The sequence below is a fragment of the Amycolatopsis sp. NPDC033938 genome (assembly GCF_055575975.1).
The window spans coordinates 128,765-151,643 of record NZ_JBVIRO010000011.1 but is presented as its reverse complement, the minus strand read 5'-3'; the positions used below and the strand labels follow the sequence as shown (position 1 = coordinate 151,643).

General features: G+C 69.4%; 20 protein-coding genes. 11 read left to right on the top strand and 9 right to left on the bottom strand.

Going from position 1 to position 22,879, the window contains the following annotated elements:
- Nucleotides 1–57: 57 nt before the first annotated feature.
- The 3 genes from ACZ5ZX_RS26050 to ACZ5ZX_RS26040 form a co-directional block, all read right to left on the bottom strand.
- On the bottom strand, nucleotides 58–1,131 hold the full coding sequence (locus ACZ5ZX_RS26050) for an amidohydrolase family protein (protein WP_465504597.1): 1,074 nt from the start codon (nucleotides 1,129–1,131) through the stop codon (nucleotides 58–60).
- Between the two features lie 3 nt (nucleotides 1,132–1,134).
- On the bottom strand, nucleotides 1,135–2,676 hold the full coding sequence (gene ffh, locus ACZ5ZX_RS26045) for a signal recognition particle protein (RefSeq protein WP_465504596.1): 1,542 nt from the start codon (nucleotides 2,674–2,676) through the stop codon (nucleotides 1,135–1,137).
- Between the two features lie 112 nt (nucleotides 2,677–2,788).
- Complete coding sequence (locus ACZ5ZX_RS26040; RefSeq protein ID WP_465504595.1) at nucleotides 2,789–3,706, bottom strand: hypothetical protein; 918 nt, start codon at nucleotides 3,704–3,706, stop codon at nucleotides 2,789–2,791.
- 188 nt (nucleotides 3,707–3,894) lie between these two features.
- Between ACZ5ZX_RS26040 and ACZ5ZX_RS26035 the strand changes: the two genes are divergently transcribed.
- Genes ACZ5ZX_RS26035 through ACZ5ZX_RS26020 form a run of 4 tightly spaced genes read left to right on the top strand, consistent with a single transcriptional unit; the run spans nucleotide 3,895 to nucleotide 8,967 of the window.
- Nucleotides 3,895–6,294: a HAMP domain-containing protein gene (locus ACZ5ZX_RS26035; protein ID WP_465504594.1), complete on the top strand. Its 2,400-nt coding sequence runs from the start codon at nucleotides 3,895–3,897 to the stop codon at nucleotides 6,292–6,294.
- Nucleotides 6,291–7,472 (top strand): poly-gamma-glutamate synthase PgsB, encoded by a 1,182-nt coding sequence (pgsB, locus tag ACZ5ZX_RS26030; protein ID WP_037303514.1) that lies wholly within the window; start codon nucleotides 6,291–6,293, stop codon nucleotides 7,470–7,472. The genes ACZ5ZX_RS26035 and pgsB overlap by 4 nt, the downstream gene beginning before the upstream one ends.
- On the top strand, nucleotides 7,472–7,954 hold the full coding sequence (locus ACZ5ZX_RS26025; RefSeq protein WP_037303515.1) for a poly-gamma-glutamate biosynthesis protein PgsC/CapC: 483 nt from the start codon (nucleotides 7,472–7,474) through the stop codon (nucleotides 7,952–7,954). The genes pgsB and ACZ5ZX_RS26025 overlap by 1 nt, the downstream gene beginning before the upstream one ends.
- A gap of 8 nt (nucleotides 7,955–7,962) precedes the next feature.
- Nucleotides 7,963–8,967 carry an NlpC/P60 family protein gene (locus ACZ5ZX_RS26020; RefSeq protein WP_465504593.1) on the top strand — a complete coding sequence of 335 codons (1,005 nt, stop codon included), beginning with the start codon at nucleotides 7,963–7,965 and terminating at the stop codon, nucleotides 8,965–8,967.
- 258 nt (nucleotides 8,968–9,225) lie between these two features.
- Here ACZ5ZX_RS26020 and ku read toward each other — a convergent pair whose 3' ends face one another.
- The 5 genes from ku to ACZ5ZX_RS25995 form a co-directional block, all read right to left on the bottom strand.
- A complete protein-coding gene (ku, locus tag ACZ5ZX_RS26015; protein WP_465504592.1) occupies nucleotides 9,226–10,098 on the bottom strand; it encodes a non-homologous end joining protein Ku in 873 nt (290 codons plus the stop codon).
- 50 nt (nucleotides 10,099–10,148) lie between these two features.
- Nucleotides 10,149–10,541 (bottom strand): hypothetical protein, encoded by a 393-nt coding sequence (locus ACZ5ZX_RS26010; RefSeq protein ID WP_465504591.1) that lies wholly within the window; start codon nucleotides 10,539–10,541, stop codon nucleotides 10,149–10,151.
- Nucleotides 10,542–10,692: 151 nt separating this feature from the next.
- Nucleotides 10,693–13,008 carry a [protein-PII] uridylyltransferase gene (locus tag ACZ5ZX_RS26005; RefSeq protein ID WP_465504590.1) on the bottom strand — a complete coding sequence of 772 codons (2,316 nt, stop codon included), beginning with the start codon at nucleotides 13,006–13,008 and terminating at the stop codon, nucleotides 10,693–10,695.
- Between the two features lie 175 nt (nucleotides 13,009–13,183).
- Nucleotides 13,184–13,522 (bottom strand): P-II family nitrogen regulator, encoded by a 339-nt coding sequence (locus ACZ5ZX_RS26000; protein ID WP_037303519.1) that lies wholly within the window; start codon nucleotides 13,520–13,522, stop codon nucleotides 13,184–13,186.
- Nucleotides 13,519–14,913, bottom strand: a complete 1,395-nt coding sequence (locus tag ACZ5ZX_RS25995) for an ammonium transporter (protein WP_465504589.1) — start codon at nucleotides 14,911–14,913, stop codon at nucleotides 13,519–13,521. Before ACZ5ZX_RS25995 ends, ACZ5ZX_RS26000 begins: the two co-directional genes overlap by 4 nt.
- Before the next feature lie 175 nt (nucleotides 14,914–15,088).
- On the opposite strand from ACZ5ZX_RS25995, the gene ACZ5ZX_RS25990 reads away from it, so the two are divergent.
- Together ACZ5ZX_RS25990 and ACZ5ZX_RS25985 are read left to right on the top strand one after the other, a co-directional pair.
- Nucleotides 15,089–15,949 (top strand): putative RNA methyltransferase, encoded by an 861-nt coding sequence (locus ACZ5ZX_RS25990; protein WP_465504588.1) that lies wholly within the window; start codon nucleotides 15,089–15,091, stop codon nucleotides 15,947–15,949.
- On the top strand, nucleotides 15,949–16,563 hold the full coding sequence (locus ACZ5ZX_RS25985) for a (2Fe-2S)-binding protein (protein ID WP_465504587.1): 615 nt from the start codon (nucleotides 15,949–15,951) through the stop codon (nucleotides 16,561–16,563). The genes ACZ5ZX_RS25990 and ACZ5ZX_RS25985 overlap by 1 nt, the downstream gene beginning before the upstream one ends.
- Nucleotides 16,564–16,966: 403 nt before the next feature.
- Here ACZ5ZX_RS25985 and ACZ5ZX_RS25980 read toward each other — a convergent pair whose 3' ends face one another.
- Nucleotides 16,967–17,392, bottom strand: a complete 426-nt coding sequence (locus ACZ5ZX_RS25980) for a response regulator transcription factor (RefSeq protein ID WP_465504586.1) — start codon at nucleotides 17,390–17,392, stop codon at nucleotides 16,967–16,969.
- Between the two features lie 222 nt (nucleotides 17,393–17,614).
- Here ACZ5ZX_RS25980 and ACZ5ZX_RS25975 point away from each other — a divergent pair, with 222 nt between their 5' ends.
- The 5 genes from ACZ5ZX_RS25975 to ACZ5ZX_RS25955 are packed head-to-tail and all read left to right on the top strand — an operon-like array spanning nucleotide 17,615 to nucleotide 22,818.
- A complete protein-coding gene (locus ACZ5ZX_RS25975; protein ID WP_465504585.1) occupies nucleotides 17,615–18,424 on the top strand; it encodes a hypothetical protein in 810 nt (269 codons plus the stop codon).
- A complete protein-coding gene (locus ACZ5ZX_RS25970) occupies nucleotides 18,408–19,751 on the top strand; it encodes a hypothetical protein (RefSeq protein WP_465504584.1) in 1,344 nt (447 codons plus the stop codon). Before ACZ5ZX_RS25975 ends, ACZ5ZX_RS25970 begins: the two co-directional genes overlap by 17 nt.
- On the top strand, nucleotides 19,748–20,212 hold the full coding sequence (locus ACZ5ZX_RS25965) for a hypothetical protein (protein ID WP_465504583.1): 465 nt from the start codon (nucleotides 19,748–19,750) through the stop codon (nucleotides 20,210–20,212). Before ACZ5ZX_RS25970 ends, ACZ5ZX_RS25965 begins: the two co-directional genes overlap by 4 nt.
- Nucleotides 20,209–21,609 carry a hypothetical protein gene (locus tag ACZ5ZX_RS25960; RefSeq protein WP_465504582.1) on the top strand — a complete coding sequence of 467 codons (1,401 nt, stop codon included), beginning with the start codon at nucleotides 20,209–20,211 and terminating at the stop codon, nucleotides 21,607–21,609. The genes ACZ5ZX_RS25965 and ACZ5ZX_RS25960 overlap by 4 nt, the downstream gene beginning before the upstream one ends.
- Before the next feature lie 24 nt (nucleotides 21,610–21,633).
- Nucleotides 21,634–22,818 carry a hypothetical protein gene (locus ACZ5ZX_RS25955; protein WP_465504581.1) on the top strand — a complete coding sequence of 395 codons (1,185 nt, stop codon included), beginning with the start codon at nucleotides 21,634–21,636 and terminating at the stop codon, nucleotides 22,816–22,818.
- The last annotated feature ends 61 nt before the right edge of the window (nucleotides 22,819–22,879 follow it).

The following is a 22,879-nucleotide window of genomic DNA, read 5'->3' as shown; positions in this document are numbered from 1 at the left end:
ATGCGATGGGGGTAGAGCGTCCTTCACCTCGTGAGATGCGGGGAAAGTCCCCTTCAGCTACGCGTAGATCTTGCCACGCAGGACGATGTGGCTCGGATGCCGCAGCACCGCGAGATCCTCACGCGGATCGGACGGGTAGACCAGCAGATCGGCCGAAGCGCCGTCGACGATCCCTGGCACGCCAAGCCATTCGCGGGCCGCCCACGAAGCCGAAGCCAGCGCCTGTTCGGTGGACATGCCCGCCTTGTGGAGTGCCTCGATCTCGTCGACGAGCCTGCCGTGTTCGACCATGCCGCCCGCGTCGCTTCCGGCGTACACCCGCACGCCCGCCTCGATCGCCGTCGACACCATCTCCCCCACGCCGGCGTGCAGTGCCCGCATGTGGTCGGCGTACACCGGGTATTTGCCGGCCATGTCGGCGATTCCGGGGAAGTTCTCGATGTTGATCAGCGTCGGTACGAGCGCGATACCGCGTTCGGCGAGGACACCCAGCTGGTCCGCCGAAAGCTCGGTGCCGTGCTCCAGACAGTCGATGCCCGCGTCGATCAAGCCGGGCAACGCGGCCTGGCCGAATACGTGCGCCGTCACCTTGGCGCCCTCGGCGTGCGCGACGGCGATGGCCTCGGCGAGGACGTCGTCGGGCCAGAGCGGGGCGAGATCGCCGGCACCGCGGTCGATCCAGTCGCCGACGAGCTTGACCCAGCCGTCTCCGTCGCGGGCCTGCTCGGCGACCGCCCTCGGCAGTTCCGAAGGGTCATCGAGTTCGATGCCGAGACCGGGGATGTAGCGCTTGCGCAGGGCCAGATGCCGTCCGGCGCGGATGATCCGCGGCAGGTCCGCGCGTTCCTGCAACGGCCGGACGTCGATCGGCAGCCCACAGTCGCGGATCAGCAGGGTTCCGGCGTCGCGATCGGTGATCGCCTGCTCGGTGGCCTCTTCGAGCGTGGTCGCGCCGCCGACCCCGATCCCGGGATGGCAATGCGCGTCGACCAGCCCGGGTACGAGAAAGCCTTCCCGGACAACGGTTTCCGCTCCGGCGACCGGTTCACTCGTGAGCCGGCCGCCGGTGATCCACAGCTCGCGGTGGTCGCCGTCCGGCAGGACGACGCCCGCCAGGTGCAGCGCCTCCACGGCCTATTTGTCCTTCGGGAACTTGAACTTCTTGGGGTCGAAGCCCGGTACGTCGTTCATCCCGCCGAGCTGGGAAAGGTCGGGCATCCCGCCACCGGGACCGCCGGGCATGCCGCCCGGGGGCAGCATCGGCATGCCACCGGGGAAGCCGCCACGGACCTTGGGCTGCGTCGGACCGCGCCCCTTGCCCTTCTTCCCCTTCTTGCCCTTGCGGTTCTTGCTGCCGCCTCCACCGCCGAAGCCGAAGCGGCCCGCCATCTGCGCCATCATCTTGCGCGCCTCGAAGAACCGGTTGACCAGTTCGTTGACGTCGCGGACGGCGACGCCGGAACCCTTCGCGATCCGCAGACGGCGCGAAGCGTTGATCATCTTCGGGTCGTCGCGTTCGGCGGGGGTCATCCCGCGGATGATCGCCTGCAGCTTGTCGAGATGCTTGTCGTCGACCTGCGCGAGCTGGTCCTTCATCTGCCCGGCGCCGGGCAGCATGCCGAGCAGGTTGCCGATCGGGCCCATCTTGCGGACCGCGAGCATCTGCTCGAGGAAGTCCTCCAGGGTGAGCTGGCCGCTGCCGAGCTTGGCCGCGGTCTGCTCGGCCTTCTCCTGGTCGAAGTGCTGCTCGGCCTGCTCGATGAGGCTGAGCACGTCGCCCATGCCGAGGATCCGGCTGGCCATCCGGTCCGGGTGGAAGAGGTCGAAGTCCTCCAGCTTCTCACCGTTCGACGCGAACAGGATCGGCTGGCCGGTGACCTGGCGGACCGAGAGCGCGGCACCACCGCGGGCGTCACCGTCGAGCTTGGTGAGCACGACGCCGCTGAACCCGACGCCGTCGCGGAACGCTTCGGCCGTGGTGACCGCGTCCTGACCGATCATCGCGTCGACGACGAACAGCGTCTCGTCCGGCGACACGGCGTCGCGGATGTCCGCGGCCTGCTTCATCAGCTCTTCGTCGACACCGAGACGGCCGGCGGTGTCAACGAGGACGATGTCGTGCTGGGCGCGTTTGGCCTCGTCGATGGCGCGGCGGGCGACGTCGACCGGGTCGCCGACGCCGTTGCCGGGCTCGGGCGCGAACGTGGTGACCCCGGCCCGCTCGCCGACGACCTGCAGCTGCGTGACCGCGTTGGGGCGCTGGAGGTCACAGGCGACCAGCATCGGCGCGTGTCCCTGCTTCTTCAGCCACAGCGCGAGCTTGCCCGCGAGCGTCGTCTTACCGGCACCCTGCAGACCCGCGAGCATGATGACCGTCGGCGGGTTCTTCGCGAACGTGAGCCGCCTGGTCTCGCCGCCGAGGATGGTGACGAGTTCCTCGTTGACGATCTTGATGACCTGCTGCGCCGGGTTCAGCGCGCCGTGCACCTCGGCGCCCTTGGCGCGCTCCTTGATGCGGGCGATGAAGTCCTTGACCACCGACAGCGCGACATCCGCTTCGAGCAGCGCGATCCGGATCTCACGCGCGGTGGCGTCGATGTCGGCGTCGGAGAGCCTGCCCTTGCGCGACAGGGTCTGCAGGGCGGACGTGAGCCGATCGGAGAGGGTGTCGAACACGGGTGTGCACGCTCCAGCTGGGTCGTTTGTGGCGAGCCGGTACGGACCGGCGGCTTTCCAGGGTAGTCGGTGTGCGGGGCAGGCGTTTGACGCGGTTGCGGCCGCCCGCGGCTCAGGGCTTGCGAAGGTCGGCTTCGGTGAGGGCCCGGATCACGTCGGCGCGGGCGGTGCCGGACTCGCGGACGGTACGGCTCATCTCCACGTGCAAGAAGGCCGTGCCTTCCTCGGCCGCGGCCTTGCCCTGGACGTTCTTCATCCCTTCCAGCGCGCCGCACGACGAAACCCACGCCCGGCAAACGGAGAACCCGCCGCCGGCGAGCCGGTCCGCGGCGCGCCGGACGGGATCCCCGGCCGCCGACATGCCCGGCGACAGCACGATGTCGTCGTCCGGCATGTTCTGGTCGTCGAAGCCGTGCAGCTGTACCTGTGTCATCCCGCGTCCGGCGAGGGACGCCGCCACGACGTGGAACACGGAGTCCACTTCATGCGCGACGTCGGCGTGGCCGTCGTCGGCCTTCCGGTGCGCGCCCGCGATCAGCAGGACCGCGCCCGGCACCCGCTGGAAGTAGTCGAGGCCGAACAACTCCGTCCGCAGGTCCGACGCCGGATGCGGAACCTCGATGACCAGTGACGGCGGCGCGGAGCGGTCGATCAGGTACATCCCCCACGCCCGCTCGGTGCCGGACTCGTTCGTCGCGATCGTGTACGGCCGCCCGGTGTCCGCGTCCACCCCGTCCCGCACCGAAAACCCGAGCTTCTCGAGATCGGACGGCGTCGTGTGCCCGGCGTCCAGCAGGGTGGTGAAACCGGCCGCCGCTTCCCGACGTTCGTCGGCTTTCGGCGAACGGTAATCCTGCTCGGCGGACAGCTGCGAGGTGAATCCGGCGACCAGGGAACGCAGGCTGCCGTCCGGCGCCGGAACGGGCTTGGGTGACTCGTCGTCACCAAGGATCAGCACGAAGGTCAACACCAAGGCCAGTGCGACGGCGATACCGGTCACACTCAGCAACATCCGTTTTCGGCTGATCACCACCCGAAGCCTACTGGCTCACCCGAATAGGTAGCCTTATCCGCGCTTTGGCCCCTTTGAGGTGAGTTGTAACGTCACTGAGGGCAAATTTGATATCCGCGTGTAACCCGATTGGGTGCGGGTTGCGCTAGTGGCCGACCAGGGCCGCGATCACCCCCGATCTTCGAACTGAAAGGCCTGGGGGCCAGGTGAATCGGCAGAAGGACCAGCTCGACCCGGTGACGCGGCTTCGCGATCAGATCCCCGAGGCGGGCTTTCCGCGTGGCGTGGGAGTGGCGTCCGCCACGGGTTTCGTCCTGCTGTTGCTGATCACCGCCTTCACCGCCCTTTATCTGTCCACCTCCGGTCCGCTTTCGGCGATCGGCGGGAAATCCGGTGACCTCGTCCCGGACGAGGTCACCGAGGGCCAGCGGCGCGCGACCGTCGCCCTCGCGCAAGCCCTGGCCACCTCCGCCACCACCGCCGCCAGCGACCTGCAGGTCAGTACCGGTTCCGGGGTGTTCGACAACGCCGATGACGACGCCGTCCTCAACCGGCTCGGCGAGACCTACCCGGACTGGCGCGGCATCGTCGTCTTCGACCCCGCCGCCCGGAAGGTCCTGGCCACGCACGGCGAACCGGTGGCCGTCGAGAACCTCCGCGACGTCGCCGTCTCGAACCTCACGGTCCGCCCGATCGCCCGGCCCGGCGACTCCCCGCTCGTCCTCACGGCGCTCCCGCTCTCCGGTGCCCGCGCCGGCAAGCTCCTCGTCGTCTCGACCGCGCTGCGCGGAGTCCAGCCGGAGCTCGACAAGGACGCCAAACAGCAGATCCGGCTGGTCACCCCGGACGGTGCGCTGCTGTATTCCTACGGCGCCGAAGTACCCGAGACCGACCGGACGGCACAGGAACTCCTCACCCGCGCCACCTCCGCCGGGGCGGCCGGGGAGTCGGGCGTCTTCACCGGTGACGCCGCGGCCGAGCCTGCCAAACCCGACCGGCGGATCGCGCCGGTCGTGTCCTTCGCCCCCATCACCTCCGACGGCACCGCAGGCAGTCTCGGGCTGACCGCCGTCACCATCAGCCGCTACCCGGTCGAACCGGTACCCGCGCGCTGGCCGGGCCTGATCCCGGCGGCCGCGCTGCTGGTTCTCGCCATCGGCGGTTTCGTGCTGCTGCGGCGCACGGTCGTCGCGCCGATCCTGCGCCTGCGCGCCGACGCGCTCGCCGTCGCGGCGGGGGTGCTCGACCGGCCGGTCCGCCAATCCCGCGTCCATGAGGTGAACCGGCTGACCCGTGCCGTCGAGCGATACCGGTCGAAGCTCAGGCGGCGCAAGATCGGCGCCAAGGTCAAGCCGTTCATCTCCGCACAGGCCGTCGTCGCGCTCGTTTCCTTGGCGCTGCTCGGCTGGTCGGTCACCGTCGCCGCGACCCTCGGCCGCCAGAACGCCGCCGTCTCGCCCACCGTGCTGAGCGAGTACCACGGCCGCGTCACGCACTCCGCCGACACTCTCCGCCGAAGCCTCTCCCAGGGCCTCGGCGACCTGCGGGCCGTCGCGAGGCTCAGCGCTGGCAAACAACCGGATCAGCTGCGCGGCATGCTCGAGCAGCTCGCCATGAACGAAAGCCGGTTCCGCAGCGTCTACCTGACCGACGCCGACGGCGGGGTGCTCCAGTCCGCCGGGCGTGAGGCACTGCGCGATCCGGGCAAGCTGCCCGACGGCGCGGGCCTGCGCCAGCACAACACCAGTGGCCGGGTGCCCGTGGTCTACGCCTTCACGCGTCTGCCGGATTCGGCACAGGTCCTGGTCGGCGAATACGACGTGCCCCGGATGGCTTCGATGCTCGGCTCGGCGGGCGGGCGGGTCCGCGTGGTCGACGAGGGCAAGCGCACCATCGCCGACACCGAGGGCTACTTCGCCTTCTCTCAGCTCACCGATCCCGTCTTGGTCAAGAACGTCACCACCGCGCAGACCGGTGAGGACGCCCGTGAGACGACGCCGACGACCCTGGTCGCGGCGGAGCGCCTCGCCGACGAGGGCAGCGTGGCCGAGCTGAAGTGGGTCGTCGTCGCCGAGCAGCCGATCGGCTCGCTCGGCGTCGCGGACAACACCGTGCGGGCGGGTGCCCGCGTGGCCGCGCTCCTCACCGCCGTCGTCGCGCTGATGTTGTTCGCCTGGCATCTGCTGGTCGTCATCCGGCCGCTGCGCCGCGTCGCGGAATCCGCCGTGCCGATCGCCAAGGGCGTCGGGATGGGTGCCGTGGTCTATCCGCAGCGCCAGGACGAGATCGGCAGTATCGCCTCCTGCGTCGAGATCTGCCGCCAGGCCTTGACCGAGGGCAAGGCACGCCTCGGCGAGGTCCGCCGTCCGGCCGGCGCGGCGACCGACGAGACCGCGCTGCTCCAGCGGGTGAAGGACGCGCCCGAGACCGAACGGCGGCCGGAACCCCGGGTCGCGCCCCGTCGTCCGGCGCGACCGCGCCGCGACCTCCCCCGGGTCGCCCGCGACGAACCCCGGCCGGAACAGCCCCGGGCGCCACGGCGGCAGCGGGGGCCGGGCGAAGGCCGGCAACCACACCTGGCCGAACGGGGCCGGAGCCCGAAGTGACGTTTCTTTACCTCGTGCTGCTCACCGCGTCGGCGGCGATGCTGGCCGCCGGGATCGCCGAGCAACGCAATCACTACCGGAACCTGCACAGCATCCCGACGCGGGTGCTGGTCAACGGCATCCGCGGGAAGTCGTCGATCACCCGGCTCTGCGCGGGCGCGCTCCGCGGCGGCGGGCTGGTGACGACCGCGAAGACCACCGGCACCGCGGCCCGGTTCATCCACCCCGACGGCAGCGAAGAGCCGGTCTACCGCAAGTTCGGCATCGCCAACGTCGTCGAGCAGATCGGCATCGTGCGCCGCGCCGCCGCGTACCGGCCGGACGCGCTGGTGATCGAATGCATGGCCGTGATGCCGGATCTCCAGGAGATCAACCAGAGCAAGCTGATCCGGTCCACCATCGGCGTGCTCTGCAACGTCCGCGAGGACCACCTCGCCGAGATGGGCCCGACGCTGGACGACGTGGCGCGCTCGCTGAGCCGCTCGATGCCGATCGGCGGGATCTGCCTCACCGCGGAGAAGGACCGGCTGGCGATCCTCCAGGAAGAGGCGGACAAGCGGAACTGCCGTCTGATCGCCGTCGACCCCGAAACGGTCACCGACGAGGAGATGCGCGGGTTCAGCTGGATCACGTTCAAGGAGAACGTCGCCATCGCGCTGGCCGTCGCCGACCTGCTCAAGGTCAACCGGCGGCTGGCGCTCGAAGGCATGTGGGCCGCACCGCCCGACCCCGGCGTCCTCCAGGTCCACCACTACCGCGCGGGACGGCGGAGGCTCCGCTTCGCGAACGTCTTCGCCGCGAACGACCCCGAATCGACACTGATGAACATCGACCAGCTCCGCGCGCAGGGCGCGATCGCCGATCCGCTCCACGTGATCATCAACTGCCGCCCAGACCGGGTCGAGCGCAACGGCCAGATGGGCGCGCTGATCCCGCGGATCGCGCCGGAACGGGTGGTGCTGATCGGCGACCCGACGCGCAGCGCGCGGAACGCGATCCCGAGCGAATGGCAGGACCGGGTCCTCGACCTCGGTGGCTCACGGCCGCCCGAGGAGCTGCTGCGCAAGATCGTCGGCGGTATCGACCGGCAGGCGTCGCTGGTCGCCATCGGCAACATCCACGGTCAAGGCGAACTCCTCATCGACGAACTCGCCAAACTGGAAGCGGTCGCCTCCTGATGCTCACCACGTCCCTCTCCCCCGAGGTCGCCACCATCGGCCTCGCCATCGGGCTGCTGTTGTCACTGGTCTGCTACCTGACCACGAACCTGTCGCCCGGCGGCATGATCACCCCCGGCTGGATCGCCTTGACCATCGTCGAGGACTTCCGGCGGGCGGCGATCATCGTGCTGATGACCGCGCTGACCTACGCGGGCACGAAAGTCCTGCAGCGCGTGGTGATCCTGTACGGCAAAAGACTGTTCGCCGCGGTCGTGCTGCTCGGGGTCGTGCTGCAGACGACCTTGCTGCTGTTCCTCCAGGCCGACTTCCCGCTGTTGTTCGTGCACCAGACCCTGGGTTTCGTGGTGCCCGGCCTGGTGGCCTACCAGCTGGTCCGGCAGCCGCCGGCGGCGACCGTCCTCGCCACCGGAGGGGTGAGCCTCGGCTGTTACGCGATCCTGATCAGCGGAGTGCTGGTCGGCCTGGTCCCCGAGGTGTGAGGGCAGCGATGCGCAGGGCGATCCGGATCGGCGTACTGGCCGCGGTCATCGGCGTGTCCGGGACCGCCGCGGTCTACGTCGCGACGCAGGAAAAGCAGGACATCACCGCCATGTCGGCGTCCTTGGTCACGCCGGGTGCCGCGGCGACCGGCGAATATTCGTACGAGCGGCTCGCCGCCCCCGGCCGGACCATCGTCCGCGATTCCGCCGGCACCCAGCTGGCGTCGTTCACCGACGGCTCGCGCACGGTCATGCTGACCGGCCGGAGCCGGACCTTCACCGAACCGAGGTTCACCACGGTCACGGTCACCTCGTCGGCCTGGATCCGGTTCGCGCCGCAGGCCTGGAAAGAGGGCGCGGAGAAGGAACCGTGGTTCCGCGACTGGCTGCCCAAGGCCGTCGGCGACACCTCTCCGGACCTCCTCGCCATCGCGCTCCAGTACACCGACGGCTCGGCGCCTCAGATGGCCAAGAAGCTCCGGATAGGGGGCGACGCCAGCTTCGGTCCCGACAGCGCCGAAGGACGGCTTGAGAAGTCGGACTTCTACGACTACCTCGGCGTCGACTGGGATTTCCCCGACAAGCACGAGAAAGCGGAACCGGCACGGTTCGGTTCGCTCGACTGCTCCGGTTTCGTGCGGATGGTCTACGGCTACCGCGCGGGCTACCCGATGCTCGGCAGCAACACGAAGGGGCCGGGACTACCTCGACGCGCCTGGGCGATGTCCGAACTCGGTCCCGGGACGCAGGTCATCGCGGACACCAAGAAACAGGCCACGGACTACTCGGCGCTGCAGCCCGGCGACATCCTCTTCTTCAATCTGGAGCCGAACCTCGGGCCGCAGGTGTCGCACACCGGGATCTACCTCGGCATCGACGGCGACGGGAGGCGGCGGGTGCTGTCCAGCCGCAAGGTCGCCAACGGGCCGACGTTCGGTGACGCCGGTGGTGTGTCGCTGATCGACGGCGAAGGCACCTACGCCAAGGCGTTCCGCGCCGCCAAACGACTCTGAAGCAGGCTTCCGGCAAAAGAAGGGCTCCGAGACCGGCCGCCCCTCGCAAGCCGGTATCGGAGCCCCTACGGAAGGCTCGCCTCCCCGCGAGCCGACCGTAAGCACACTTGGCGAGGTTCGCGGGAAATCGGCTCGCCGGACCCCCAGTACCAGGCGATTCGTATCCCCGCGCGGTCGCCGCGCGATGGCATAACCATGCCCGGTCACCGTGGGGTCACGGCAGCGTGAAGACCCTCAACTGTCCCTGGGTAGAACTACTCAACTGGTCTTGGCGCGCGATTTGGTCTTGGCCGAAGCCTTCTTCGCGCGCGTCCGCGCTTCGTGCGCCTTGCCCGACGCTTCCTTGGCTTTCCCGACCGGATCACTGTCGGCTTCGACAGCGCTTCGCTGCAGCGCCGCCAGCAGCCGCGTCACGCCTTCCGCCTGCTCGGCGGCGGTGGGCTGGAGGACGTCGTCACCGTCGAGTTTGGCTTGGATGAGCGCTTCCAGCGCTTCCCGGTATCGGTCGGTGTACCGGCCGGGCTCGAAGTCCTGCGTGAGGTCCTCGATGAGCGAGACCGCGTTCCGCAGTTCCCCGCGCCGCAGGTCGACGTCCTCGTGCAGGAACGGGAAGTCGGGCCGCCGGATCTCGTCCGGCCACAGCATCGTCTCGAGCACGATCACCTGGTCCCGTACGCGCAGCGCGCCCAGCGTCTCGCGCTGCCGCAGGGTCACCTTCACGATCGCGATCCGGCCGGACTGCTGCAACGCCTCGCTCAGCAGCACGTACGGCTTGGTGCCCGCCGGCTCCGGTTCGAGGTAGTAACTGCGCGCGAAGTACGTCGGGTCGACCTGCTCGGCGGGCGTGAAACCGACGACGTCCATCGATTGAGTGGTCGGCGCGATCAAGGAGGCGAAGTCGGCGCTGGTCAGCAGAACCACGTCACCACCGGGGACGGGGTGGCCTTTGCCGATTTCGTTCGGCGGGACCTCGGCGCCGTCCACCTCGCAGACCCACTTCACCCGCACCCGGCCGCCGTCAGGCTCGTGCACCTGGTGGAGGGGGAGGTTGTGCTCCTCGGTCGCGCTGTACGCCTTCACCGGAATGGCGTACGTCCCGAAGCCGATCGTGCCTTTCCACACCGCCCGCATGGCCCACCTCCGCCTGGTCAGCGTATCCAGGGCCCGAAGCGGCGGGACAGCTACAAACGGGTGTCAGGGGCTACTGATTCGCTCACACATTCGAATGACGGACGTGCTTCGGCGAGCGCGTCGGCCGAACAGCCGACAGCGGTGGCGGCCGCTCGGAGTACTTCCGCGACCACCTCGACGTCCACCTGGGGAGCGGCGGCCAACGCGCCCTCACCGCCCCCTTCGACCCGGACGGCCATACCTTCGAGCGCGGTGGCCAAGGCCTGTTGCCCGGCGACGAGGTGCTCGACCACCTGGAGCAGTTCGGGCACGGTCGCGGCGGTGCCCGACGCGGTCAAGGAAGCGGCCAGGTCGTCCGCGCAGCCACGGAGGTGAGAGGCGACGACCGTCGGCGGCAGCGTGAGCCGCTGCGGTCCGGGTGCGTTCTGCTCGTGCCCCAGCACGCGCTCACCGCCCCTCCGGATCCTTCGGGTCCCGACCGCGAACATCCTGCCACCGCTACCGTCCGCCACCCGCGCGACACCCCGATCCAGCGCGTGAAGGCCCCCTTTCCTCGGCTGAGCCGAGGGAAGGGGGCCTTCACGCGCTTCTGGGTCAGGAAGCGGCCGACAGCAACGCCGCCTCGATCTTCGACCGCCAGGCCTGGTCGACCCGGCCGGTCCTGGGCGCGACGGCGAACGAGTCGACCACCGCGCCACCGAGCGTGGCCACCTTCGCCCAGCGCACCTCGGCCTCGCACCGCCGCAGCGCGCCCGCGACCCGGTACAGCAGCCCGATCCGGTTCGCGGCCCGCAGTTCGACCACGACCGTGTCCTGTCCGCTGGTCTCGTCGTCGAACCAGATCACCTTCGCTCCGGCCGGCGGCGTCTCACCACCGCCGTAGTCCCGTTCCTTGGCCGCGAGCCGCTGGGTGAGCGGCAGCGTCCCGGCCACCGCCCGCGCGAACTGCTCCCGCAGCAACGTGACGTCGGGCAGCGAGCCGAACTTCGGCGACGCCGTGAACACGCCCGCCCGGCCCCCGTCGTGCCCGCGCAGCACCGCCGCGTGCACCTCCAGGGAGTTCAGCGCGAGCACTCCGGCGGCGGGCGCCAGCAGTTCCGCACGGGCCGGGACCGCGAGCACCACGGTCACGACCTTGCCCGCGGCGGTGATCCGCACCTCGCCGCGGCCGGAAGCGACGGCCTCGGCGACGAGTTCCCGCTGCTCGGCGCCCATCGGCTCCGGCGGTACGAAACCCTTGCCGTGCAACGCCTCTTCGCAACCGGACACGAGTTCGGCGAGCAACCGGGCCTTCCAGTCGGTCCACACGCCCGGTCCGGTGGCCAGCGAATCGGCCGTCGTCAGCGCGTGCAGCAACTCCAGCAGGACCAGGTTGTCGTCGAGCGTCTTCGTCACCCGCTGGATCGTGGCCGGATCGCTGATGTCCCGCCGCGTCGCGGTGTGCGGCAGCAGCAGGTGATGCCGCACCATCGCCGAGACCAGCGCGGCATCCGCTTCCGAGAGCCCGAGCCGGGCCGCCACCTGCGCACTGATCTTCGCGCCGAGTTCGGAGTGGTCCGCGTCGCGGCCCTTGCCGATGTCGTGCAGCAGCGCGCCGATCAGCAGCAGGTCCGGCCGCGAAACGGTGGTCGTCAGTTTCGACGCTTCCACCGCGGCCCGGACGAGATGCCGGTCGACGGTCCACGCGTGCACCGGCGACCTCGGCGGGAGATCCCGCACCGACCCCCATTCGGGGAACAGCCGCGCCCACAGTCCTGTCCGGTCGAGCGCCTCGACGGCGTCGATCAGGCCTTCGCCCGCGCCGAGCATCTCCACCAGCGCCTTGAGGGCGTCGGCCGGCCACGGCGCGCGCAGTTCCGGCGCCGTCTCGGCGAGCGCACGCAGGGTGCCGTGCGCGATGGGCTTGCGGATCCGGGCCGACGCCGCGGCGACCCGCAGCAGCAGCGCCGGATCCTTGGCTGGCACCGCGTCCCGCGCCAGCGCGACCTCGTTTCCGTGCAGGACAACGCCTTCGTCGAGCGGTGTCCGTGACGGTCGCCGCCCGAACCGCGCCTTTGGCGGTTCCACAGTGGACCGAAGCGCCACGTCGACCGCGTAGGCGATCGTCCGCCCCACGCCGGAAAGCTTGCGCGCCAAGGTGAACCGGTCACCGAACCCGAGTTCACCCGCCACCGTCTCGGCTTCCGGCGCGCTGAGGATGTCCCGCTCCCGGCGCAATTCCCGGCGTAACTCCGTCCGGACGTCGAGCAGGAGCCCCTTGGCCGCGAGCAGTTCCTCACCGGGCCTCGCGGTCAGCTGCGCCGCGGCCATCGCCTCCAGGACGGCGAAGTCGCGAAGCCCGCCTCGGCCGTGCTTGAGATCAGGTTCGGCGGACTGCGCGATCTCGCCACTGCGGGCCCAGCGCTGATGCACCGAGTCCGACAGTTCGCCGACCCGTTTCCTCGCCGTCCGCCGCCACTGATCCCTTGCCGCGGCCGCCAGTCTGGCGGTGATCTCGGCGTCCCCGGCGATATGCCGGATGTCGAGCAGCCCCATCGCGGTCCGCAGATCCTCGGACGCCACCTTCAGCGCCTCACCCGGCGTGCGGACCGAGTGGTCGAGGCCGATCTTGGCGTCCCACAACGGGTACCAGATCGCGTCGGCGATCTTGCCGACCTCACCGTTGCCGTTGTGCAGCAACAGCAGGTCGAGGTCGGAGAAGGGCACCAGCTCACTGCGCCCGAGGCCGCCAACGGCGGCCAGCGCGACACCGGGATCAGCGGTGTCGACGCCGGCCGCCGCGGCGCCCTTGCCCAACCAGAATTCGTAGAGGTCGACCAGGGCCGCCCGCAACGCGGCCGCCCCTAGCCTCCCGTGCCTGCCCTCGAGCAATCGCTCGGTGGCCTTGACCAGTTCACCCCCGTCGGCCATCCGTGACGCCTATAGAGCTGCGTTCATCGGATGGCGCGATCGCGAACGCGTAGCCGGGTCGCTCGTTGGCATGTAACCCTCACCTTCAGCTGTACGGCGACCCGCCTCGCGTTAGCGAGCCCTTCGGGCGAAGCGCCGTTCTGGTCAATTCCAAGACTCCGCGGCACGCCGAGCGTCAAAGGGCGTCCGAGCCGCGTTCGCCGGTCCGTACCCGGATGACCGTCTCGACCGGCGTCACCCAGATCTTCCCGTCGCCGATCTTGCCGGTGTGGGCGGCGGTGGTGATCGCTTCGAGGACCTTCTCCACGTTGGAGTCGTCGGTGACGACCTCCAAACGCAGCTTCGCCACGAAGTCCACGGAGTACTCCGCACCCCGGTAGACCTCGGTGTGGCCCTTCTGCCTGCCGTAGCCCTGGACCTCGCTGACCGTCATGCCGAGCACACCCAGCTGTTCCAGCGCGGAACGGACGTCGTCGAGCGTGAACGGCTTGACGATCGCGGTGATCAGCTTCATGCCTTGCTCTCCTCGAGTTTCGTGGCCGCGTTGCCGGTGGACGACTTGACCGGGATGGAGCTCGGCTGGCCGAGGCCGCCGCCCGAACCGGTGAAGTCGTACGCGCTCTCCGCGTGCTGCGCCTCATCGATACCACTGACCTCGTCCTCCGCGCTGACGCGGAACCCGCCGAGCTTCTTGATCACCCAGCCGATGATGAAGGTGAGCACGAACGAGTACACGAGGACCGCTCCCGCCGCCGCGGCCTGCTTGCCCAGCTGGCCGAGCCCGCCGCCGTAGAAGAGGCCGTCGACGCCGAGCGAGTTGACGCTGGTGGTGCCGAAGAAGCCGATGAGCAGCGTACCGACGAGACCACCGACGAGGTGGACGCCGACGACGTCGAGGGAGTCGTCGAAACCGAAGCGGAACTTGAGGCTGATCGCGAGGGCGCACAGGGCACCGGCGATGACGCCGATCGCGATGGCACCCAGCGGGCTGACGAACCCGGCCGCCGGGGTGATCGCGACGAGACCCGCGACGGCACCGGAGGCGGCGCCGAGGGTGGTCGGCTTGCCGACCTTGATCTGCTCGACGATCAGCCAGCCGAGCACCGCGGCCGCGGTCGCGACGGTGGTGTTGGTGAACGCGACGGCGGCGAGGTCGTTGGCGGCCAGCGACGAACCGGCGTTGAAGCCGTACCAGCCGAACCACAGGAGCGAAGCACCCAGCAGGACGAAGGGCACATTGTGCGGACGTCCCGTGCCCTTGGGCCAGCCCTTGCGCTTCCCGAGCACGATCGCGAGCGCGAGGCCCGCCGCACCGGCGTTGATGTGGACCGCCGTACCGCCCGCGAAGTCGAGCGCCTTGAGCTGGTTGGCGATCCAGCCGCCGACCGCGTCGGCACCGACGAAACCGTTGAACGAGAACACCCAGTGCGCGACCGGGAAGTACACGATGGTCACCCAGATCGCGACGAACAGCGTCCAGCCCCAGAACTTGGCGCGGTCGGCGATGGCACCGGAGATCAGTGCGGGCGTGATGATCGCGAACATCAGCTGGAACATCACGAAGGCGAACAGCGGCAGCGCGTCCGCGCCGGGCCAGGCGACCTCGGGCGCGGTGCTGGTCGCGGCCGTGGCGAACCCGGCGAGCTTGCCGGAGATGTTCGAGAGACCGGCGAAGTCGAAGTTACCGAGCAGACCGCCGCCCACGTCGTTGCCGAACGCCATCGTGAAGCCGTACAGCGTCCAGAGGACACCGACCACGGCCAGCGCGATGAAGTTCATCATCAGCATGTTCAGGACGCTCTTCGCGCGGACCATACCGCCATAGAAGAACGCGAGTCCTGGTGTCATGAGCATGACCAGCGCGGCGCTGATCAATACCCATGCCGTATCTCCTGCGTTCAGCACAATCTTCCTCCCGTGCCTGGGGTGTACTGCGCAGGAATTTTTGGTCCGCGGTGTTTCCTCGGGCGGCGATTGGTGTTTCACCCGCGTGAACTGTCGGCGCGGCGTTGTTACGTCCAGGTTTCCGGAGACCTGGTGCGTTCTGTCCGGTTGCGAAACCTCATGGTCGAATATCCCCATGAGCACCCACGACCCCGGCAATGACCCACTGCCACCAGAGATCGTCCGGTCGCTGCTGTGCTCGGTCTGCGGTGACCCGGTCGGGGTAACCGGTCGCACGGTGCGTTGTGGGCGCGGTCACTCGTTCGACGTGGCGAAGCAGGGTTACGTCAACCTTCTGCACGCGCGTATCCCGGCTGGCACGGCGGACACTGCCCCGATGGTCGCGGCTCGCGTCGACCTCCTCTCTTCGGGCGCCTATCTCCCCCTCGCCGAGGCCCTCGCGAAGGCCGCCGCGGAGCACGTCGAGAGCGGGCTGATCATCGACGCCGGCGCGGGCACGGGCTACTACCTCGCGCACGTGCTCGACGCCGTCCCCGCCGCGTACGGACTGGCGCTGGACGTCTCCGCCGTCGCGCTGCGCCGGGCCGCTCGCGCGCACGCGCGCGCGGGCGCGGCCGTGTGGAATCTGTGGGAGCCCTGGCCGGTGGCCGACTCGAGCGCGTCACTGATCCTCAACGTCTTCGCGCCCCGCAACGCGGAGCAGTTCCACCGCGTCTTGACCTCGGACGGGCTGTTGGTCGTCGCCACGCCGAACCCCGGGCATCTCCGTGAGCTGGGCGACCTGGTGATCTCCGTCGACGGCGGCAAGGACGCGCGACTGGAAGAAACCCTCGGCGACCGTTTCGGCAGAGTCGACCGACGCGAAGTCACCCAGCGGGTGACGTTGTCGCCCGCCCAGCTCCGGCAGGTCGTCGAGATGGGCCCGAGCGCGCATCACCTCCACCGCGACGGCCGCCGCGAACGGCTCGACGCGATCACCGAGCCGGTGGATGTCACCACCTCGTTCAGCGTCACGCTGTACCGGCCGGTGCGCTGATGGAGGCACCCGCGACCCTGCTCGCCGACGCCGCCTGGGTCAGCGCCCGCATCGGCGGCGCCGCGAAACTCTACGGCTGCTCGCGGCCCGAGGTCCTCGGCACGATCTGGTGGTACTCGCTGTCCTCGGTCCTCGTCGCTCCTTCCGTCGAGTCTCTCGTGCGTGGTGAGCCGCTGGATCCTTCGCTCGACGCCGTGACCATCGACCTCGTGCCGGACGGCCGCTTCACCGGGGCTCGTTCGTCACGGGTCCTTTCCGGCGGTCTCGCCGAACTCGGCGAGGCGTTCGCCGGAACGCTGGGCGCGGCGATCGGCACCATCTCGGCGGTCACCGGGGCGAATCCGCGCGCGCTGGGCGCGATCGCGACGGATTCGATCGGCAACCGCCTGCTCTGGACCGGCGACACCGCACGGGCGATCGAGCTGGCGGCGCCGCTCGTGGCCGCGATCGGACTCGGGATGCCGGAGCCACGGTTCTCGCGAGTCGGGCGGAACACCGTGGTGCGCCGTGCGTCCTGCTGCCTGATCTACGAGGCGGGGAACCCGAAGTGCACCAGCTGCCCCCGGCAGACCCCGGACGAGCGGGAGCGGCGCCTACGCGCCGCGCTCGGCTGACCGGCCGCGTTTCGCGCGTGAAGGCCCCCTTCCCTCGGTACGTGAACAAGGCAGCAGGCCACAACAGTCACCTCAGGCGGACCTGAGTGACGTGCCCTTGATCAACTACGGAACCGGCGCGATCCCCTTGTGTCCATGAAGGAATTGGGACAGTCAGCGTCCCGATTCCTTCATGGACACGCTCGACTCATCACCACCAGCATCAACGACACCACCAGTCACAATCGTGGCGCGTGAAGGACTCCTTCCCTCGGCTGAGCCGAGGGAAGGGGACCTTCACGCGCAGCCGGTGTGACAGGTGCTGCTGCCGAGGCTCGTGACGGGCGGCCGGGCCCTCCACCGTAGATACCTGAAACACCCTTGGCCAGAACACGAATCGCCACTTACGACCAACCCAGCCCGCTCAGACGGCGGCGAGGTTCTCCTTGGTCAGCGCGGCCACCATCGCCGCGCGGGAACCGACCCCCAATTTGGTGAAGATCCGCCGCATATGCGCGGAAACCGTGTTCAGGCTGATTTCCAGTACGCCGGCGATCTGCTTGTTCGTGTAACCCCGGCTCACCATGCGCGCCACTTCGTGCTCGCGCGGGCTGAGCAGGTCGTGCGCTTCCGGTGTCACCGGTACGAGCAGGCATCTGACACCGTGCTCGGTGAGATCGAGCAACGGTCTCCGCATCGCGGCGTCGCCGTCACACAGTTCCGTGACCCGCCGGACGAGTGATCTCGCCAGGCTTCGCACGGTTTCGTCGTCCGAAACGACCTTCATCCGCTGCCGCGCGAGATCGCGTATCGGTACCGCAGGAAATCCCACCGCCGGGCTCGTGGACATAGACCGGCCTCCCCCCTCTTGGTTTCCCTCCCTCTCTAGCAAACCCCTCCGACAGGAAAAGCGCATCGTCGGTTTGTGTGACAAGGACGAACTAGTTCATTCATGTCACACAAGAACGTGTGACTACCGGTGTCCCCCGGTGCGCGGGCAGTGTCGGTTCCGTGCTCACCGACGCACCGCGCCGGCGATCGCGGATTTTCACCGGAGCAGAGGAGAACGGTTATGAGCCGTGGCTATGCGGCAGTGGACGGCGAGCTGGAAGACGAGCTGAGCCGTGAACTCGAAGCCGAGTTCGCAAACGAACTCGAGGACGAACTGGCAGGCGAATTCGAAGACGAGGACGAGTTCGAAGACGAGCTCGGCGGGCTGGCCCAGGAGCTCGAAGACGAGCTGGAGGACGAGGTCTACGGCGAGTACGAGGACGAGGACGAATTCGAGTCCGAGTTCGAGGCCGTCGTGCGGGAACTCGAGGACGAGTTCGAACTGGAGTCCGAAGGCGAGGACTTCGCGCATCCGGCCCGGCGGTACTACAGCGACGCCGAGATGATGGCGCAGCTGGCTTTCCAGGCCGAGAACGCGGAGACCGAAGACGAAGCGGAGGCCTTTCTCGGCGCGCTCGCCCCGCTGGCGTTCCAGGCGGCGAAGTGGGCGGTGCCGAAGATCATCAAGCACGGTCCGCAGCTGATCCGCGGCGCGGTCAACCTCGGCCGCAAGCTGTGGCGGAACCCGGCGACCCGGCGCGCCGTCCGGCATATCCCGAAGATCATCGGGCGCACCGCGCGCGACGTCGGCCGCCGGTACGCCGACGGCCGCCCGATCAACGCCCGCTATGTCACGCGCAGGCTGGTCGGCCACACCGTGGACAGTGTGCAGAACGCACCCGCGAACCGCCGGAACCAGCAGCGCCGCCGCGGTCGTCCCCAGCAGCGCCGCCACCGTCCGGCCGCCCGTGGCGGGCGCCGGGCACAGTCGCGGTCCCGGGCGGGTGCCGCCAGGCGTGGCAAGGCGCGCGGCCGTGCGCGCCGCCGCTGAGGCACCGCCCGCGGCATCCGGTGAAGCGGCCTCGTCCACCGGATCCCGGCGGGCGAGGCCATCCGGAGACGGCGAGCTGACGGCTTGGCTCCTTTCCCAGGCCACCAACGTGGAGCGGCATCTGGACGCGCTGAGGCCGTTTCGGTGGTCGGAGTTCGGCGACCCGGCGACCGGCCCGAGCCGGGCCCACCTCGCGGCGGTCAACCGGATGATGGCGACCTTGCGTGGGCCGTTGTTCACCGCCACCCGCTCGGCTCGCCGGGCGGCCGAAGAGGCGGCCGCAAGACCGGGACAGCCCGAACTCGCCCGGCTGTTGCGGGCGAAGTCGCGGGCACAGCGCTGGGTCAAGACCACCGAACAGGTCTGGGACTTCTATCTCGACCTGTTCAACCAGCGGCAGGGCGCGTTCGCCCCGTGGCTGGTGGCCTGCGACAGGGTGGCGCTCGACTGCTACCAGTACGCCTACCTCGGGGTCGGGCACTGGCGGTCGATCCCGACCCCGCCGCCGTTCTGCTACCTGCGCACCGGCTCCGGCCCGGCTACCTCGCGTCGCGGGATTCCGTTGCGACGACTGGGAAACCGGCTCAATCCGTTCCCGCTGATCCAGCTTCCGTACCACCGGCTGGTGAACCCGTGGACGCTCGGCGCGGTGCTGCACGAGGTGAGCCACAACCTGCAGAACGACCTCGGCCTCGCCAGGGCGATCCCGTTGCAGGTGGCGGCGAGACTCGTCGAGGCGGGGGTGCCGCGAGAGGTGACCGGTATCTGGGTCAGGTGGAACCGGGAGACCTTCGCCGATCTGTCCGCGCTGTTGCTGGGCGGTCCGGCGGTGGTCGGTTCGCTGTTCGACGTCATCGGGCGTACCGGACTCGAAACGACGGGGTTCTCACCGCGCGCGGTGCACCCGGTGCCGTACCTCCGCGCCAGGATATCGGTGGAGTTGTTGCGCCGCATGGGTTTCACCCGGCACGCGGAGTCGTATGCGGCGATGTGGCGGAAGCTGTACCCGAGGGCGAAGCTGGTCAACGCGCCGCCGTCGTTGCTGAAGACCGCGGACAAGGCGATCCCGGTGGTGGTGGACGCGATGTGCTTCACCTCGTACCCCTCGTTGGGTCATCGCGCTCTGGCGAAGGTGCTGCGGTTCGAGACCAAGGAACAGGCGATGATCGAGGAAGCCGCGGAAAGACTGGCCGACGGCGTGTCCCCGGGTGTGGTGCCGGAGCGGTTCCTGATCGGCGCGGTCCGGTTCGCGCTCGAAGAGCGGATGGCTCCGCCGAAGCGGCTGTTCGGCTTCTTCATGGAAGAGCTAGGCAGGAGGTCGAGATGACCCTCCGCACCGAATTCTCCCAGCTGGGCAAGGAAGTGAACCTGGTGGCGGCGTGCTGGCGGGCACTGGAGATCAGCGTCGCCGAGGACAGACCCGTCGGCGTCGGACTCGCCGCGGCGGATCACCTCGCCGAAGTCGTCCTCGATGGCACCGGCGAGGTCGAAGCGGCGACGCGCGCGACGCAGGGGCCCGTGAGCGCCGAGGCGTTGCACACCACGGCGTCGTCGCTGCTGAAGCTGCGGCGGCGGGTGGACGGACAGTGCCGTTCGCATCACGCGGTTTCCGGGCTGCTGCGCGCGGTGCACGGACGAGAACAGGAATGGCGGGGCTGGGCGAAGAGCTTCCACGCCGGCGTGGACCACTGCGCCGCTGCCTTGTCCTCGGCGGAGGACGTGATGGTGCGGTGCTGGCGTGAAGCAGTGGAACTGGCCGAATTCAAGGGATGTGGGGCGACCCGATGACGATCAACGACGACCGCGGCGCGACCTTGCCGCGCGCACAGGACATCGACAGCGCGTATCCGCTGTCGACCGGGCAGCACCCACCTCAGGCGGCGGCACCCGGCGCACTCGCCGAACAGACGATCAGCGACATGCTCGGCTGGAAGTGGCGCGAGGGTGACACGAAGGGGTTCGTGGCGGCGCTGACCGGCAGCTTCGAACTGAAAGAGGTCCAAGGGCACACCGAGGCCCGGTGGACCCCGCGCGGCTACGCGATCCAAGCCGATCTCGGCGACGTCACCGGCGGGCAGGCTTCCCTCGCGGCGAGGGCACGGAGCGCGGTCAAGGACGCGCTGGCGCTGCTCGGCTCGCTCCGTCCACTGAGGACGGACGCGGATCCGGAGAACGCCGAGAGCTTCCGGGCGCTGGTCCGGCACGATCTCGAACAGATCCGGCAGGAGCTGGAGAGCCGGCTGATCCGCGTGGCCCGGGTCGATCAGCTCTTCCTGCTGCTGCTCGGGAACGGTGGTCTCGCCGTCGGCGGCGGGGACCGGACGGAAGGGCACCTCGGCCGACTGCGGGACGAGTTCGGCCTGGTCTCGGGCAAGGTCAACACGATCGAGGAGGAACGGATCCAGACCTCCTTCATCACACTGGTGGATTGGGTGGTCTCGTTGTTCCGGGGCTGGCAGGACGCACGCGACAAGATCGACCCGTTCTCGCAGCCTGCCGGCGGTCAGCCGTTCTTCGGCCCCGCGGTGGTCGCGCTCTCCCAGCTGCTGGCCGCGACTGCGTCCCAGGTCGACGAAGTCGTCGCGATGCTGCGGTCGGTGTTCATCCAGCAGGAGGACCTCGAAGTGCTCCGCGTCCCCGATCCGGACGGCGGGACCATGTCGCTCGGCGGGCTGCTGCGCTGGGTCCGGGAGTTCGCCACCTTCGAGGGCGGCAAGCTGATCGAGTCGGCGGGCAAGGAAGGCGTCGGCACGTCGTTCATCCAGATCGCGAGGCGATTGCAGCGGATCGTGACGAACCTTCCCCGGCAGAACACCGGCGGCCCGAACGGGGACGTGCCGGGCAACTTCCGCGCGTCGCTGCCTCCGGGCTTCTTCAGCTCGCGTGTCCAGCGGGCCATCGACGAACTCGACGACCACCTGCAGGAGGTCGTCCGGATCGCCGGGCCGATCGGCCGGGACGGTTCACCGTCTTCGTTCGATCCGAATCCACCGGCGCCGCCCACACCGCAGCTCATGCCGGAGCCGACACCCCCGGCACCTCCGCCGCCGCCGTCCGGGCGGACTCCGGCGGTGCCGTCGGTCGCCGAACTCCGTGAGGGGGCCGGCGGGCACCAGGAGCAGACACCACCCGAGGCGGAGGAGCCGCCGAAACCCCGGACCACGCGCAAGCGGACCGGGCAGTAGCCGGACCCGTACGGGAGGAAGACGATGGGCACGGAAAAGGAATACCGGGAACTCTTCGACCGGGTCGCGGCCCTGCGCGGTCAAGTCGCCGGGAAGCTCGCCAACGAACTGGGCAGTGATCCGAAACTCGGCGACGCGGTCCTCAAACAGCTGGACGACATGCTCACCGCGGTCGAGGCCGAACAGCGGGGCAAACCGGGGCCCGCGGACGGCGGGATCGCGCAGCTCGTCGGTCTCGGCGACGGTTCGGCCGCGGACCTCGGGGCGACGGCGATGCCGCCGGGTGTCGACGCCTACGACGAGACGGTCGCCTCGGAACGGGTCATCGCGGTCGGCGATCTGTACTACCTGTACCAGCACGAACGGATCGGCGTGTTCCGCGTGGTGCAGAAACTGCAGGAGCTGTTCCAGGGCGGCGCCATCCGGCTTTCGGACGGGCCCGGCGCCTTCGGCCTGTACCGGTTCGACCGGCGTGACGTCCTGCGCTACACCCGGCGGGACCGCGTCAGCGCGTACCGGCGCGTGCTCGGCTACGGCAAGGGACTCGGCTCGGCGAACTCGCGGCCGAACACCGATTTCCACCAGCTGTTCACGCAGTTCAGCAACCAGGTCGCGTTGTTCTGGCGGGACAAGCGGATCTCCGACGTCGTACGGGAACGCGCGTACGACCCGAGCTTCGGCAGTGTCGCGGTGGTCCGGCGAAGCGGGCTCGACCTGCGGAACAACCTGAAGTTCACCTCATACGGTCACCTGAACGTGTTGCGGGTCGAGGTCATGCAGCTGCTGACGGAGGCGTTCAAGATCCTCGGCTCCGAGGACGTGCTGGATCTCTTCGGCGCGTCCAACGCCTGGGACACCGTGGACGAGGTGCTGATCCGCTACTTCGACCAGCGGCTGGTGTCCTCGCCTCGTCAGCGGATGGCCGTCACCGGACGCCAGGTGCTGCGCTGGCTGGCGGCACCGCACATCCTCGAGACCACCCGGTCGGAGTTCGAGGCGCTGCTGCTCGAAATCGCGGAGCCCGCCGAAGAGTGGCTGACCTCGGCACAGTCCCTGCGGCTGGCCGATCGGACGAACTCGCGGGAGGTGCTTCCCGCCGACCGGCAGCGGCCCGCCGGGGTCGCGGTGTCCCGTACCGAACCACGGCCGGTGACCCCGCGCCGGAACGGGCACCGTCCGGGCAGCGTGATCACCCTGGACCGCAAGTAGCGGGCTCGGCCACGTGCTGGGAACGATGGTCACGGGGTGGGACGCGAGGTAGCGTCGGACG

What these genes read in the sequence shown, in the direction of transcription:
- ACZ5ZX_RS25965 (WP_465504583.1), top strand. Translation starts at nt 19,748, where the DNA reads ATGACCCTCCGCACCGAATTCTCCCAGCTGGGCAAGGAAGTGAACCTG.
- ku (WP_465504592.1), bottom strand. Translation starts at nt 10,098, where the DNA reads ATGCGGGCGGTGTGGAAAGGCACGATCGGCTTCGGGACGTACGCCATT.
- ACZ5ZX_RS25990 (WP_465504588.1), top strand. Translation starts at nt 15,089, where the DNA reads ATGAGCACCCACGACCCCGGCAATGACCCACTGCCACCAGAGATCGTC.
- ACZ5ZX_RS26025 (WP_037303515.1), top strand. Translation starts at nt 7,472, where the DNA reads ATGCTCACCACGTCCCTCTCCCCCGAGGTCGCCACCATCGGCCTCGCC.
- ACZ5ZX_RS25980 (WP_465504586.1), bottom strand. Translation starts at nt 17,392, where the DNA reads ATGTCCACGAGCCCGGCGGTGGGATTTCCTGCGGTACCGATACGCGAT.
- ACZ5ZX_RS25960 (WP_465504582.1), top strand. Translation starts at nt 20,209, where the DNA reads ATGACGATCAACGACGACCGCGGCGCGACCTTGCCGCGCGCACAGGAC.
- ACZ5ZX_RS25985 (WP_465504587.1), top strand. Translation starts at nt 15,949, where the DNA reads ATGGAGGCACCCGCGACCCTGCTCGCCGACGCCGCCTGGGTCAGCGCC.
- ACZ5ZX_RS26020 (WP_465504593.1), top strand. Translation starts at nt 7,963, where the DNA reads ATGCGCAGGGCGATCCGGATCGGCGTACTGGCCGCGGTCATCGGCGTG.
- ACZ5ZX_RS26005 (WP_465504590.1), bottom strand. Translation starts at nt 13,008, where the DNA reads ATGGCCGACGGGGGTGAACTGGTCAAGGCCACCGAGCGATTGCTCGAG.
- ACZ5ZX_RS25975 (WP_465504585.1), top strand. Translation starts at nt 17,615, where the DNA reads ATGAGCCGTGGCTATGCGGCAGTGGACGGCGAGCTGGAAGACGAGCTG.
- ACZ5ZX_RS25955 (WP_465504581.1), top strand. Translation starts at nt 21,634, where the DNA reads ATGGGCACGGAAAAGGAATACCGGGAACTCTTCGACCGGGTCGCGGCC.
- ACZ5ZX_RS26000 (WP_037303519.1), bottom strand. Translation starts at nt 13,522, where the DNA reads ATGAAGCTGATCACCGCGATCGTCAAGCCGTTCACGCTCGACGACGTC.